Raw genomic sequence first — 13,093 nt, forward strand, 5'->3', positions numbered from 1 at the left:
TGATGATGTACGTCGCCGGCATGGCCATCGGCATGCTGCGGCTGTTCCACGGCCCCACCGCGCAGGACCGCGTGCTGGCGCTGGACTACCTGTACGTCGCCGGCATGCTGGTGATGCTGGTGCTGGCGATCCGCTACAACAGCGAGATGTATTTCGAAGGGGCGCTGCTGATGGTGCTGTTCGGCTTCGTCAGCTCGATGGCGCTGGCGAAGTTCCTGCTGCGAGGCGAGGTGATCGAGTGATGCCGCCCTGGACCGAATTCGTCGTCGCGGCCCTGCTGCTGGCCAGCGGGGTGATGGTGCTGCTGTCGGGGCTGGGCCTGGCGCGGCTGCGCGACTTCTTCCTGCGCATGCACGCGCCGGCGCTGACCTCGACGCTGGGCGCCTGGCTGGTCACCTTCGCGTCGATCACCCACTTCAGCTCCACCGGCCAGGGCCTGAAGCTGCACGTGTGGTTGATCATCATCGTGCTGTCGATCTCGGCGCCGGTGACCACCGTGGTGCTGGCGCGCGCCGCGCTGTTCCGCCGCCGCCAGGCCGGCGACCCCCTGCCGCCGCCGCTCTACGAGCGCGCGCGCGGGCCGGAGAAGGGGTAGGGCAGCCCCAGGCGCCTGGCCGGGGCCCGCGGGCACCGGCCGCCAACACGGCCAGCAGCCAACAAAAAAGCCAGGCACTGGCTGCCTGGCTTTCGTGATTCTGGTGGAGACGAGGAGGATCGAACTCCCGACCTTCGCATTGCGAACGCGACGCTCTCCCAGCTGAGCTACGTCCCCGGAAAGATCGCCATTCTAGCGCATTTTTTTGGCGTTTGACCAGGGGGTCAGCGCATCCCGTTGCGGCGCGCCAGCTCGCGGAACAGGCCGCTGTGGTCCAGCTCGCCGAAGCCGTGTTCGGCGGCGCTCGCGTAGAGCGCCTCGAACAGGCCGGTGATCGGCGCCTCGAAGCCCAGCTCCCGCGCGGTGTCCAGCGCGTTGCGCATGTCCTTGAGCTGCACGGTGAGGGCGGCCCGCTTGGCGAAGTCGCGCTCGACCATGCGCTGGCCGTGCACTTCCAGGATGCGGCTTTCGGCGAAGCCGCCGCGGATCGCCTCGCGCACCTTGGCCATGTCGGCGCCGCCCTTTTCGGCCAGCAGCAGGGCCTCGCTGACTGCGCCGATCGTGATGCCGACGATCATCTGGTTGGCCAGCTTGGCGAGCTGCCCGGCACCGTGCGGGCCGACATGGGTGGCGCGGCCCAGCGGCGCGAAGACCGGCTGCGCGCGCTCGAAGTCGGCAGCCTCGCCGCCGGCCATGATCGCCAGCGTGCCGGCCTCGGCGCCGACCGTGCCGCCCGAGACCGGCGCGTCCAGGTGCGCGACGCCGCGTTCGGCCAGGCGCTGCGCGTGGCTGCGTGCCTGCGAGGGCTTGATCGAGCTCATGTCGATCACCAGGCAGCCGGGCTTGAGCGCGGCGTCCACGCCGTGGCCGAACAGCACGCTTTCGACCACGTCGCCGTTTTCCAGCATCGTGATGACGACGTCGGCGTCGTGCACCGCCTGCGTGGCGGTGTGGGCGACGCGCGCGCCGTGCGAGGCCAGCCGCAGCGCCTTCTCCAGCGTGCGGTTCCAGGCGGTGACTTCGAAGCCTGCTTCGCGCAGGCGCTTGGCGATGGGCAGGCCCATCATCCCGATCCCGAGGACGGAGACGTGCATCGTGGGTGTACCTCTGGCGCAGACGAGACCGGCAGTATAGAAACCGTGGCTGGACCCCACCATCACCGTTGGAGATCGCCGCATGTCGACTTCCCTGCAGGATCCGGCCTGGCTCGACGCGCAGTACAACAACCGAGCGCGCATTCCCGAACACCCGCAGATCTTCGCCCGCTGGGCCAAGGCCTCGCGCGAGGCCCGGCAGGCGTTGGAGCCGCTGCTGGACCTGCGCTACGGCCCGGCCGAGGAGGAGACGCTGGACCTGTTCCCGGCCCCCGGCCCGCGTGCCCCGGTGCTGGTGTTCATCCACGGCGGCTGGTGGCGCTCGCTGGACAAGTCCGACCATTCCTTCATCGCGCCGGCCTTCGTGCGGCGCGGCGTGACGGTCGTGGTGCCGAACTACACGCTGTGCCCGAAGGCGAGCATCGCCGAGATCGCGCTGCAGATGGTGCGCGCGGTGGCCTGGACCGCGCGCCACGTCGAAGGCCTGGGCGGCGACCCGCGGCGCATCGTCGTTGCCGGCCACTCGGCCGGCGGGCACCTGGCGGCCATGCTGGCCTGCTGCCGCTGGCGCGAGGTCGGCCCCGACCTGCACGAGCGCACCGTGCAGGGGGTGCTGTCGATCTCGGGCCTGTACGACCTGGAGCCGGTCAGCCGCACGCCGTTCCTGAAGGCCGACCTGAGGCTCACGCCGCAGGACGTGCTGCGCCTGAGCCCCGCCGGCTTCCCGGCCCCGGCGGTGCCGCTCGCGGCCGTGGTCGGTGCCGACGAGAGCGAGGAGTTCCGGCGCCAGAACGCGCTGATCCGCTCGGCCTGGGGGCCGCGGGCGGTGCCGGTGTGCGAGGAGATCCCCGGGCGCCACCACCTGGACGTGCTCGACACGCTGGCCGACCCGGCCGGGCGGCTGCACGCCCTGGCGCTCGAGCTGCTCGGCGTGCGCTGAGGTGCTGCCGCGCCAGCCGCCCCCGACGCGCCGCGGCACGCCGGGCGATCGCTCCCGCACGAAAGGTGCGTCGGCCGCAGGCGCCGAGTGCAGCCACTGGCAATGGGGTCATTGGTCGCAAGCCGCGTGAAACGTGTCACGCTTGTCCCGAGCCTTCTCCTTCAATCTCTTCCTTCTGCCCTCAGGAAAGGAGTCGTGGATGAAAACCATCGGTGACAAGCTTGAGCCTTTCTCCGTGGTCGGCGTGAAGCCCGGTTTCAACCACCACGAGGAAAACGGCGAGTCCGCGTTCGAGACGATCACGGAGAGGTCGTTTCCGGGCAGGTGGAAGGTCATCTACTTCTATCCGAAGGACTTCACCTTCGTCTGCCCGACCGAGATCGTCGGTTTCGCGAAGCTGCAGAGGGATTTCGCCGACCGCGACGCGGTGCTGATGGGCGGCTCGACCGACAACGAGTTCTGCAAGCTCGGCTGGCGCCGCGAGCACAAGGACCTGTCCAAGCTGAACCACTACCAGTTCGCCGACACCACCGGGTCGCTGGTCGACCAGCTGGGCATACGCGACAAGGAAGCCGGGGTGGCGCTGCGCGCGACCTTCATCGTCGACCCGGACAACACCATCCAGCATGTCTCGGTGAACAACCTGAACGTCGGCCGCTCGCCGGAGGAGATCCTGCGGCTGCTCGACGGCCTGCAGACCGACGAGCTGTGCCCGTGCAACCGCTCGGTCGGTGGTGAAACGCTGAAGTGACCCGACCTCCCGACCCGCTGCGGCGGGTTTTTTCGGCGCGGGTATTTAGGAGGAATCTATGGAGTTTCTGGGCTCTATCAAGGACCTGATTCCGGACTACGCGAAGGACATCCGCCTGAACCTGGATGCGGTGATCGCCCGCTCCAGCCTGCCGCCGGAGGATGCGCTGGGTTGCGCGCTGGCCGCGGCGTTCGCGGCGCGCAGCAAGCCGCTGGTCGAGGTGCTCCAGGCCCATGCGCCGCAGGCCGAAGCCCAGGCGGCGCTGACCGCGGCGGCCCTGATGGGGATGAACAACGTCTGGTATCCGTACGTCGAGATGGCTGCGGACGACGAGCTCAAGACCATGCGCGCGGAGCTGCGCATGAACGCCTACGCGAGCAGCGGCGGGGTGGAGAAGAAGAAGTTCGAGGCCTATGCGCTTGCCGCGTCCGCCATCGGCAAGTGCCATTTCTGCGTGCGTTCGCACTACGACCTGCTGAAGAAGGAGGGCTACACCGTGCAGCAGCTGCGCGACATCGGCCGCATCGCGGCGGTGGTCAACGCGGCCGCGCAGGTGCTCGCGGCACGGTGACCGGCTGCGCGCTGTTCGCGCGCGGAAGGGGTCGGGCTAGGGGTTTACCCTGGTTTTCGACCCCTTCGGCCGTGGTGGGGTAGGGATTGAAAGCGATCGGAAAGGACGGCTTCCGTAGTCTGCCCGCCAGCCGTGCTGACGGCTCGCCGGCGGGTGCCGGCGCCCTGCATCCACAGGAGACACACGCATGATCAAACGCACCGTCCTGCGCCTGGGCGCAGCCACGCTGGCCGCCACCGGGCTTCTCGCTTTCGCGCCGGCGAGCCTGGCCGAGCCGCCGCGTCCCGAATGCATCGCGCCCGCCAAGCCCGGCGGCGGCTTCGACCTGACCTGCCGCCTGGCGCAGACCGCGCTGAAGGAAAGCGGCGCGCTGAAGGATCCGCTGCGCATCGTCTACATGCCCGGCGGCATCGGCGCGGTGGCCTACAACCACATCGTCGCGCAGCGCCCGGGCGAGCCCGGCACCATCGTCGCCTACTCGGGCGGCTCGCTGCTCAACCTGGCCCAGGGCAAGTTCGGCAAGTACACCGTCAACGACGTGCGCTGGGTGGCCTCGATCGGCGCCGACTACGGCGTGGCCGTCGTGCGGGCCGACTCGCCGTACAAGGACCTCAAGAGCCTGATGGAGGCCTTCAAGCAGGACCCGACGAAGATCGTGCTGGGTGCCGGCGGCTCCATCGGCAGCCAGGACTGGATGAAGGCGGCGCTGACCGCGCGCGCGGCCGGCGTGGACTACAAGCGCATGCGCTTCGTGGCCTTCGAAGGCGGCGGCGAGGCCGTGACCGCGCTGCGCGGCGGCCACATCCAGGCCTACATGGGCGATGCGGCCGAGGCGGCGACGATGCTCGAAGGCGGCGCGCCGATCCGCGTGCTGGCCGTCTATCACAAGGAACGCCTGCCGGGCAAGCTGGCCGACGTGCCGACCGCGGCGGAGCAGGGCTACGACATCCAGTGGCCCATCATCCGCGGCTTCTACGTCGGCCCCAAGGTCAGCGATGCCGACTACCAGTGGTGGGTCGAAGCGTTCAACAAGACCATGGCCCACCCGGCCTTCGCGAAGCTGCAACAGCAGCAGGGCCTGTTCCCGTTCAACATGACCGGCCCCGAGCTGGAGGCCTACGTCAGGGAACGCACCAAGTTCTACGGCGAGCTGGCGCAATCCTTCGGCCTGGTGAAGTAACCGCATTCCCGCGTCGCCACCGCGCTGGCGACCCCGGCCCGCGGCATGCCTGACGTGCCCCGGGCCGTTTCCCGATCGAGCATTCCTCTGGTGTGTGCGGTGCCCGTCGTGGGCACGGCCTGGAGATCCCCATGACACTCAATGACCGCCTGCTGGGCGTGGCGGCGCTGCTGCTGGCCGCCTTCCTGACCTGGAAGGGCTGGGGGCTGGAGGCACCCTTCGCCTACGAACCCGTCGGCCCGAAGGCCTTTCCGCTGCTGCTGGCCGCGGTGATCGGCCTGTGCGGCGCCTGGCTGCTCCTCAAGGGCGGTGATGCGGCCGGGCCCAACCCGCCCGGCGCCAACGCGCGCATCGTGCTGCTCGTCGGCCTGCTGGCCGCCTACGCGCTGCTGTTCCAGTGGCTGGGCTTCGTGATGGCGACCGCGCTGATGGTGGTGGCCGTGGGCCGCCTGTTCGGCGGCAGCTGGCGCCAGTGCGTGACCGGCGGCATCGCGATGGGCGTGCTGTTCTTCCTGTTGTTCGACAAGGTGCTGGACGTGGTGCTGCCGCCCGGCATCCTGGGAGGCCTGCTGTGAACGTGCTGGAACACCTGGGCCTGGGCTTCGGCGTCGCCCTGGCCCCGATCAACCTGCTGGTGGCGGCGCTGGGCGCCTTCTTCGGCACCATCGTCGGCGTGCTGCCGGGCCTCGGGCCCATCAACGGCGTGGCGATGCTGGTGCCCATCGCCTTCGCGATGGGCCTGCCGCCCGAGACCGCGCTGATCCTGCTCGCGGCAGTGTACGTCGGCGCCGAGTATGGCGGGCGCATCACCTCGATCCTGCTCAACGTGCCGGGCGAGGCGGCCGCGGTGATGACCACGCTGGACGGCTACCCGCTCGCGCGCCAGGGCCTGGCCAGCGTGGCATTGTCGCTGTCGGCCTGGGCCTCGTTCGTCGGCTCGACCATCGCGACGCTGGGCATCATCCTGCTTGCGCCGATGCTCGCGAGATGGGCCATCGCCTTCGGGCCGGCCGAGTACTTCGTGCTGATGGTGTTCGCCTTCTGCGCGCTGACCAGCCTGCTGGGCGACAAGCCGGTCAAGGGCGTGCTGGCCGCGGCGATCGGCCTGGCCATCTCGACGGTCGGCGTGGACGCCAACTCGGGCGTGTACCGCTACACCTTCGACCTGCCCGAGCTGGCCGACGGCATCGACTTCGTCGTGGTGGTGATCGGCCTGTTCGCGATCGCCGAGATGATGCAGATGCTGGAAAACCTGCTGACCGGGCAGAAGGTCGAGGTGCCGCCCAGCCAGCGCAAGCTGTTCAACTTCCGGGAAGTGCTGTTCACCTGGTGGAGCACGCTGCGCAGCGGCGTGATGGGCTTCTTCATCGGCGTGCTGCCGGGGGCGGGTGCCAGCGTGGCCTCGGCCGTGGCCTATGCCAACGAGAAGCGCCTGTGCGAGGGCAGAGACCCGGATGCGAAGTTCGGCCGCGGCGACATGCGCGGCCTGGTGGCGCCGGAGTCGGCCAACAACAGCGCGGCCACCGGCTCGTTCATCCCGATGCTGACGCTGGGCGTGCCGGGCTCCGGCACCACCGCGGTGATGATGGGCGCGCTCACGCTCTACAACATCACGCCCGGCCCGGCGCTGTTCGACGCCCAGCCGCAGCTGGTGTGGGGCCTGATTGCCTCGCTGTTCGTCGCCAACGTGCTGCTGTTCGTGATGAACGTGCCGATGGTGCGCGTGTTCGCGGCCATGCTGTCGATCCCCGGCTGGCTGCTGGTGCCGGGCATCCTGTGCATCAGCTTCATCGGCGTCTACGCGATCAGCGCCTCGACCTTCGACCTGCTGTTGACGGTGGGCATCGGCGTGATCGGCTACTTCCTGCGCAAGCTCGACGTGCCGATGGCGCCGATGGTGCTCGGCGTGGTGCTGGGCGACATGATGGAGCAGAACCTGCGCCGCGCGCTGTCGATGACCGACGGCGAGCTGCACATCCTCTGGTCCAGCCCGGTCACCGTGGCGCTGTGGCTGCTGGCCGCAGCCGTGGTGGTGGTGCCGGCGCTGCTGCGCCGCCTGCGTGCCGCGCGCCCGGCTACGGCGTGAGGCCGGGTTCGGCCCGGTCCCAGCGCCAGCCGGGCAGGGCGCACAGCCGGCGCCAGTGGGCGTCCGGCGGCGCCTCGATGCGCAGCGGCTGCCCGCTCCACGGGTGCGGCAGCTCCAGCCGCTGCGCATGCAGCCACAGCCGCGCGATCCCCAGCTGCCGCGCCCACCAGCGGTTGTGGTCGCCCTTGCCGTAGGTGGCGTCACCGATGATGGGGTGGCTGGCGTGCTTCAGGTGCCGGCGCAGCTGGTGCTGCCGGCCGGTCTCGGGCACCAGCGACAGCAGCGCGTAGCGGTTGGTCGGGTGCGGGCCCAGGCCGTTTTCCACTTCCAGCGTCGCGAGGCGCTCGTAGCGCGTCAGCGCCGGCTGCGGGGTCGTCACGACGCCGCGGTCGGTCTGCGGGGGCGGCTCCTCGTCCAGGCGGCTGAGCGGGTGGTCGATCCGGCCGGCCGCGTCGGTCCAGCCGCGCACCAGCGCGAGGTAGCGCTTGTGCGTCTCGCGCGCGGCAAAGTGTCCGGTCAGGCGGTGCGCCGTGTCGGCATCCAGCGCGAACAGCAGCACGCCGGAAGTGCCCCGGTCCAGCCGGTGCACCGGGTAGACGTGGCGGCCCAGCTGGTCGCGCAGCGTCTGCAGCACGAAGCGCTCGTCGCGCCCGGCCAGCGGCGTGCGGTGCACGAGCATGCCGGGCGGCTTGTCGACCGCGACCAGGTGCTCGTCGTGCAGGAGTATCGGCAACAGATCCATGTCGGGGCGCATTGTGACGGTGCGCGTCCGGTTTACAGTGCAAGGTCGAAGCTGTGATGATGGGACCCACCGCAATGCGCATTCTGCTGGCAGAGGACGAACATGCCCTGGGCGTGTGGCTGTCCAAGGCCCTGGAGCAGGCCGGTTTCCGGGTCGTGTGGGTGGACGACGGGCGGCTCGCCGAGCGCTCGCTGGCCGAGCACGACTTCGACGCGATGATCCTCGACCTGGGCCTGCCGGGCCGCGACGGCCACGAGCTGCTGCAGCGCCTGCGCGCCCAGGACAAGCGCCTGCCGGTGCTGATCCTCACCGCGCGCGACTCGCTGGCCGAGCGGGTCAGCACCCTCAACGAGGGCGCCGACGACTTCCTCGCCAAGCCGTTCGCGATCGAGGAACTGGAGGCTCGCCTGGTCGCGCTGGTGCGGCGTGCGCGCGGCGTGGAGCACCCGCGCTTTGCCTGCGGGCCGCTGGTGTTCGACACCGTCACGCGCCAGTTCACCCTGCACCAGGAACCGCTCGCATTGTCGCCGCGCGAGCAGGCGGTGCTCAAGACGCTGATCCAGCGCAGCGGCGAGCCGCTGTCCAAGCAGCAGATCCTCGACCGCGTGTTCTCCGACGACGAGGACGTGCAACCCGAGGCGGTCGAGGTGCTGATCCACCGCCTGCGCAAGCGCCTGGAGAACACCGGGGTGCGCATCGTCACGCTGCGCGGGCTGGGTTACGTGCTGGAAGGCTGATGCGGCTGCGGCTGAGCCTCAAGCAGAGCCTGTTGCTGCTGCTGGTGCCCACGCTGGCGGCGGTGGCGACGGTGGAGCTGTGGCTGACGCGGCGCCACGCGCTGGAAGCCGCCAACGCCGCCTACGACCGCTCGCTGCTCGGTGCGATCAAGTCCATCGACGCCAACGTCTCGACCGCCTCGGGCGGGCTGTCGGTGGAGCTGCCGTACGCGCAGCTGGAGTTCTTCCAGCTCACCGCCAGCGGCTCGGTGTACTTCCGCGTCGCCACCACCGACGGGCTGGTCGAGGTCGGCAACGCCGACCTGCCGCTGCCGCCGGCCCCGCTGGCGCTGAGCGTGCCGGTGTTCTACGACGCGGACTACTTCGGCGAGCCGCTGCGCCTGGGCGCCTACATGCGCCCGCTGGAGCGGTCGCTGTCCAGCAGCGGCGCGCAGCACCTGGTGATCCAGGTGGCCGAGGGCACGCTCTCGCGCGAGGAGTTCACGCGCAGCTTCGTCGCGCGTGCGGCGTTGCGCGACGGGCTGGCACTGGTGCTGACCGCGATCGCGATCGCGGCGATGGTGGCGCTGGCGCTGCGGCCGGTGTCACGCCTGGCGGAGCAGGTGCGCAGCCGCAAGCCCACCGACCTGACGCCGCTGGAGGCGCGCGGCCTGCCGGCGGACATCCAGCCGCTGGTCGACGCGATCAACCAGCAGCTGGAGCGCACCCAGGAGCTGATGCGCCAGCAGCGCGTGTTCTTCGACGACGCCTCGCACCAGCTGCGCACGCCGCTGGCGACGCTGCGCACCCAGGTGGACTACGCGCTGCGCGAGTCCGACCCGGCGCGGGTGCGCGAGACCCTGCAGGCGCTGTCGCGCCAGATCGACCACGCCACCCGCGCCACCAACCAGCTGCTGACGCTGGCGCGCAGCGACACGGCGCACCTGCAGCGCGTCGAGTTCGACGCCGTCGAGCTGGTGCGCGAGGTGGCGATGGATCTGCTGCCGCGCGCGCGGGCCCGCGCCCAGGACTTCGGCATCGACGTGCCGGGCGAGCCGGTACGGGTGCTGGGCGACCGGCAGCTGCTGCGCGAGGCGCTGGCCAACCTGGCCGACAACGCGATCCGCCACACGCCGGAAGGCGGCGTGGTGACGCTGGGCCTGGCCGCGGACCGGCTCGGCTGCAGCATCACCGTGGTCGACACCGGTCCCGGCGTGCCGGAGGCGGAGCTCGCGCGCCTGGGGCAGCGCTTCGTGCGCGGCCGCCACAGCACCGGCTCGGGCCTGGGGCTGGCGATCGCGCGCGGCATCATCGAGCGGCACGGCGGGGCGCTGCGCATCGAGCGCTGCAGCCCCGGTCCCGGACTGCGGGTGGCCCTGTGGTGGCCCGGCGTCGTGCCCGAAACTGCCTGATCTTCCTCAAAAGCCCAGGTCTGCCCGGGTGGCAAAGCGCCCGCGCCCACCGCACAATACACCTACGTCAACTAGGGGAATTCGCGCGTGGCCGATCGACGGTGGCTTGCTGCGCTGTGGTGGCTGGGGGTCCTGTTCCTGGTGCAGGGGCTGGGGGGGGCCGCGCGCGCGCAGGCGCTGCCGACGCCGCCGGCCGCCTCGGAACTGGTGCTCGATGCGGAGTTCCTCGCCTGGCGTGACGCCCGCGCGGCGGTGCGCGTCGGCGTCAGCCGCGACTGGCGCCCCATCGACGTGCTCGACGAGCAGGGGCGCTACACCGGCCTGTCCGGCGACCTGCTGCGCACCCTGGCCGGCATGCTCGGCCTGCGCACCGAGGTGCGCGGCTTCGGGGACTACAGCGAGCTGATGGCCGCGGCGCGCCGCGGCGAGATCGACCTGCTGCCCTCGATGGCGCGCTCGCCCCAGCGCGAGGGCGAGCTGCTGTTCACCGACAGCTACGTCGAACTGCCGGTGGCCTACGTCGGCCGGCGCGGCGTGACCGACTTCTCGGTCGAGCACGGCTTCGGCGGGCGGCGGGTCGCGGTCGAGCGCGGCAGCCCCGTCCACGAGCTGCTGCGCACCCGGTATCCCGATGCCGAGCTGCTGGTAGTGTCGGACACCGCCACCGCGCTCAAGGCCGTCTCGATCGGCGAGGCCGACGTCTATCTCGGCGCGCTGCCACCGACGCATCATGCGGTCGAGGCGCTGCGGCTGGACAACCTCGAGGTGCTGGAGACCACCACGTCGGAACTGGGCCGGCTGCATTTCGCCGTGTCGCCGGCGGCCGCCCCGTTGCGCGATGCGCTGGATGCCGCGCTGCGCCGCCTCGACCCGCAGTGGCTGGCCCAGCTGGCGGCCGCCTGGCAGCCGCGCTACCTGTTGCTGTCGCCGCAGCGCGCTTCCGGCGAGGCGCTGTCACCGGCGCAGCGGGCCGAGGTCGCCCGGCTCGGGGAGCTGCGCGTCGGCTTCGACCAGGGCTTCAGCCCGATCAACGCGGTCGGCGCCGACGGCCAGCCCGCGGGTTTCGCGATCGAGCTGTTCCGCCGCGCGGCCGGACATGCGGGGGTGCGCTACCGTTTCGAGCCGCAGTCCACCTTCGCGGCCGGGCTGGAGGCGGTGCGCCAGGGGCGCCTGGACGTGATGCTGTCGGCGGTGCGCACCGACGATCGGCTGCAGTTCGCACGCTTCGTCGGGCCGTACTACTCGGCGCCGTCGGTGCTGGTGACGCGCCTGGAAGACGGCTGGTCCACGCTGGAGGCACTGGCGGGGCGCACGCTCGCGATCGACCGCGCGCACTACCTGATTCCCGCGATCCGGCGCGAGATGCCGTCGGTGCAGGTGCGCGAGGTGGACAGCGTCGAGGCCGCGTTGGAGGAGGTCGCGCAGCGGCGCGCCGAGGCGATGATCACCAACCTCGAAGTGGCGGCCAGCTACATCAACCGCAGCTACCTCGGGCAGCTGCAGGTGTCCGGCACGGTGCCCGGCCGCCCCAGCGAGCTGTACTTCATGGTGCGGCAGGACCTGCCGCTGGTGGCGCAGGCGCTGCGCGCCGGGCTGGACGCGATCCCCGAGAACGAGCGGGCCATGCTGGCCAACGCCTGGCTGCGCGTGCAATACCGCAGCGGCCTGGACTGGCGCGACATCGCGGTGGTGGTGGGGCCGGGCCTGCTGTTGCTGGTGGCGGTGCTGGTATTCAGCCTGTTCTACAACGCCCGCCTGCAGGCGCTGGTGCGCGCGCGCCGCCAGGCCGAGCGGATGCTGCAGCTGGAGCGCGATGCCGCACGCGCGGCCACCGCGGCCAAGGCCGACTTCCTGGCCGAGATGGGGCACGAGATCCGCACGCCGGTGTCGGCCATCGCCGGCGGCCTGGAGCTGCTGCAGCGCGAGCCGCTGCCCGCGCACGCGCGCGACCTGGTGCGCGCCATCGGCCGTGCGGCGGACCGGCTGGTCGAGCTGCTCAACAACCTGCTCGACATGGCCAAGCTCGAGGCGCACAAGATCGCGCTGCACCCCGCACCGACCGACCTGGGCGCGCTGGTGCGCGACCTGGCCGAGGAGTTTGCGCCGGCGGCGCGCGCCAAGCAGGTCGCGCTGGTCGCGCGCGGCACCGAGCACTGGCGGCGCCCGGTGATGGCCGACGCGATGCGCGTGCGCCAGGTGCTCGGCAACCTGCTGTCCAACGCGATCAAGTTCACCGCGCACGGCAGCGTCGAGGTGCGCATGCTGCCGCCGGAACACGTCAGCGACGGCGTGCGCAAGCTGGTGCTGCAGGTGCAGGACACCGGCCGGGGCATGTCGGCCGACGTGACGGCGCGCCTGTTCACCCGCTTCGAGCAGGCCCCCGGCACCGCGACGCACTACGGCGGCACCGGCCTGGGCCTGACCATCGTGCGCGAGCTGCTCGGCCTGATGGGCGGGCAGGTCTCGGTGCACAGCGTCCCGGGCCAGGGCAGCTGCTTCACGGTCGAGATCCCGCTCGTGCTGGCGCCGTCGGCAGGGGAGCCGGGGGCCGCGGCGCGCCGGCCCGTCGCGCGCCTGCTGCTGGTCGAGGATGGCGAGGTCAACCAGCTGCTGTACGCCGAGCAGCTGCGCCAGCGCGGCTTCGACACCGCGGTGTGCAGCTCGGCCGAGGCGGCCTACGAGCTGCTCGAGCGCGAGCCGGCCGACCTGGTCATCACCGACATCCACCTGCCCGGCATGTCGGGGCAGCAGTTCGCCCTCGCGCTGCGCGGGCGCTGGCCGGACCTGGCCGTGGTGGCTTTCACCGCCGAGGACGACCCGGACCTGCATGCGGCCTGGGCGGCGGATTTCGAGATGGTGCTGGACAAACCTCAGCGCGTCGACGACACGCACTGGATCGACATGCTGTGCGAACGCTTCGAGCCGGCGCCGCGTTCGCCGGCGGCCACGGCGCCGCGCGCGGCGGTCAGCGTGTGGGGCGAGCTGGATGCGGCCGCCGGCTAGCTG

Annotated in this window: 13 protein-coding genes and 1 tRNA gene; 11 read left to right on the top strand and 3 right to left on the bottom strand. The window is 71.2% G+C overall.

Annotated features, from left to right (window positions below):
- Positions 1-2: 2 nt before the first annotated feature.
- Together IS481_RS06560 and IS481_RS06565 are read left to right on the top strand one after the other, a co-directional pair.
- Positions 3-242, top strand: a complete 240-nt coding sequence (locus IS481_RS06560; RefSeq protein WP_419186824.1) for a K+/H+ antiporter subunit F — start codon at positions 3-5, stop codon at positions 240-242.
- Entirely contained in the window at positions 242-595 is a 354-nt protein-coding gene (locus IS481_RS06565; RefSeq protein ID WP_104357985.1) for a cation:proton antiporter, read from the top strand. Before IS481_RS06560 ends, IS481_RS06565 begins: the two co-directional genes overlap by 1 nt.
- 101 nt (positions 596-696) lie before the next feature.
- Here IS481_RS06565 and IS481_RS06570 read toward each other — a convergent pair.
- Positions 697-772 (bottom strand) — tRNA-Ala (locus IS481_RS06570).
- Between the two features lie 47 nt (positions 773-819).
- Complete coding sequence (locus IS481_RS06575) at positions 820-1,689, bottom strand: NAD(P)-dependent oxidoreductase (protein ID WP_104357986.1); 870 nt, start codon at positions 1,687-1,689, stop codon at positions 820-822.
- Positions 1,690-1,771: 82 nt separating this feature from the next.
- Here IS481_RS06575 and IS481_RS06580 point away from each other — a divergent pair, with 82 nt between their 5' ends.
- From IS481_RS06580 to IS481_RS06605, 6 genes are all read left to right on the top strand, one after another.
- Positions 1,772-2,629, top strand: a complete 858-nt coding sequence (locus tag IS481_RS06580; RefSeq protein WP_104357987.1) for an alpha/beta hydrolase — start codon at positions 1,772-1,774, stop codon at positions 2,627-2,629.
- A 199-nt stretch (positions 2,630-2,828) separates the two neighbouring features.
- Positions 2,829-3,380: a peroxiredoxin gene (locus tag IS481_RS06585; RefSeq protein ID WP_104357988.1), complete on the top strand. Its 552-nt coding sequence runs from the start codon at positions 2,829-2,831 to the stop codon at positions 3,378-3,380.
- A gap of 58 nt (positions 3,381-3,438) precedes the next feature.
- On the top strand, positions 3,439-3,951 hold the full coding sequence (locus IS481_RS06590) for a carboxymuconolactone decarboxylase family protein (protein ID WP_104357989.1): 513 nt from the start codon (positions 3,439-3,441) through the stop codon (positions 3,949-3,951).
- Between the two features lie 187 nt (positions 3,952-4,138).
- The gene (locus IS481_RS06595; protein WP_104357990.1) at positions 4,139-5,131 is read left to right on the top strand and encodes a Bug family tripartite tricarboxylate transporter substrate binding protein; all 993 of its coding nucleotides are present in this window, start codon (positions 4,139-4,141) and stop codon (positions 5,129-5,131) included.
- Positions 5,132-5,262: 131 nt separating this feature from the next.
- Positions 5,263-5,706 carry a tripartite tricarboxylate transporter TctB family protein gene (locus IS481_RS06600; RefSeq protein WP_104357991.1) on the top strand — a complete coding sequence of 148 codons (444 nt, stop codon included), beginning with the start codon at positions 5,263-5,265 and terminating at the stop codon, positions 5,704-5,706.
- Entirely contained in the window at positions 5,703-7,217 is a 1,515-nt protein-coding gene (locus tag IS481_RS06605; RefSeq protein ID WP_104357992.1) for a tripartite tricarboxylate transporter permease, read from the top strand. The genes IS481_RS06600 and IS481_RS06605 overlap by 4 nt, the downstream gene beginning before the upstream one ends.
- Here IS481_RS06605 and IS481_RS06610 read toward each other — a convergent pair.
- Positions 7,207-7,959 carry a pseudouridine synthase gene (locus IS481_RS06610; RefSeq protein WP_232529481.1) on the bottom strand — a complete coding sequence of 251 codons (753 nt, stop codon included), beginning with the start codon at positions 7,957-7,959 and terminating at the stop codon, positions 7,207-7,209. The genes IS481_RS06605 and IS481_RS06610 overlap by 11 nt on opposite strands.
- Positions 7,960-8,033: 74 nt before the next feature.
- Here IS481_RS06610 and IS481_RS06615 point away from each other — a divergent pair, with 74 nt between their 5' ends.
- The 3 genes from IS481_RS06615 (at position 8,034) to IS481_RS06625 (ending at position 13,090) form a co-directional block, all read left to right on the top strand.
- The gene (locus IS481_RS06615; protein ID WP_104357994.1) at positions 8,034-8,696 is read left to right on the top strand and encodes a response regulator; all 663 of its coding nucleotides are present in this window, start codon (positions 8,034-8,036) and stop codon (positions 8,694-8,696) included.
- A complete protein-coding gene (locus tag IS481_RS06620; RefSeq protein ID WP_104357995.1) occupies positions 8,696-10,087 on the top strand; it encodes a sensor histidine kinase in 1,392 nt (463 codons plus the stop codon). The genes IS481_RS06615 and IS481_RS06620 overlap by 1 nt, the downstream gene beginning before the upstream one ends.
- 87 nt (positions 10,088-10,174) lie before the next feature.
- The gene (locus IS481_RS06625; RefSeq protein ID WP_104357996.1) at positions 10,175-13,090 is read left to right on the top strand and encodes a transporter substrate-binding domain-containing protein; all 2,916 of its coding nucleotides are present in this window, start codon (positions 10,175-10,177) and stop codon (positions 13,088-13,090) included.
- The last annotated feature ends 3 nt before the right edge of the window (positions 13,091-13,093 follow it).

It is taken from the genome of Caldimonas thermodepolymerans, assembly GCF_015476235.1.
Taxonomy (GTDB): domain Bacteria; phylum Pseudomonadota; class Gammaproteobacteria; order Burkholderiales; family Burkholderiaceae_C; genus Caldimonas; species Caldimonas thermodepolymerans.

Excerpts from the sequence above, each read along its gene's own strand:
- IS481_RS06560 (WP_419186824.1), top strand. The coding sequence starts at position 3 with ATGATGTACGTCGCCGGCATGGCCATCGGCATGCTGCGGCTGTTCCAC.
- IS481_RS06565 (WP_104357985.1), top strand. The coding sequence starts at position 242 with ATGCCGCCCTGGACCGAATTCGTCGTCGCGGCCCTGCTGCTGGCCAGC.
- IS481_RS06575 (WP_104357986.1), bottom strand. The coding sequence starts at position 1,689 with ATGCACGTCTCCGTCCTCGGGATCGGGATGATGGGCCTGCCCATCGCC.
- IS481_RS06580 (WP_104357987.1), top strand. The coding sequence starts at position 1,772 with ATGTCGACTTCCCTGCAGGATCCGGCCTGGCTCGACGCGCAGTACAAC.
- IS481_RS06585 (WP_104357988.1), top strand. The coding sequence starts at position 2,829 with ATGAAAACCATCGGTGACAAGCTTGAGCCTTTCTCCGTGGTCGGCGTG.
- IS481_RS06590 (WP_104357989.1), top strand. The coding sequence starts at position 3,439 with ATGGAGTTTCTGGGCTCTATCAAGGACCTGATTCCGGACTACGCGAAG.
- IS481_RS06595 (WP_104357990.1), top strand. The coding sequence starts at position 4,139 with ATGATCAAACGCACCGTCCTGCGCCTGGGCGCAGCCACGCTGGCCGCC.
- IS481_RS06600 (WP_104357991.1), top strand. The coding sequence starts at position 5,263 with ATGACACTCAATGACCGCCTGCTGGGCGTGGCGGCGCTGCTGCTGGCC.
- IS481_RS06610 (WP_232529481.1), bottom strand. The coding sequence starts at position 7,959 with ATGGATCTGTTGCCGATACTCCTGCACGACGAGCACCTGGTCGCGGTC.
- IS481_RS06615 (WP_104357994.1), top strand. The coding sequence starts at position 8,034 with ATGCGCATTCTGCTGGCAGAGGACGAACATGCCCTGGGCGTGTGGCTG.
- IS481_RS06620 (WP_104357995.1), top strand. The coding sequence starts at position 8,696 with ATGCGGCTGCGGCTGAGCCTCAAGCAGAGCCTGTTGCTGCTGCTGGTG.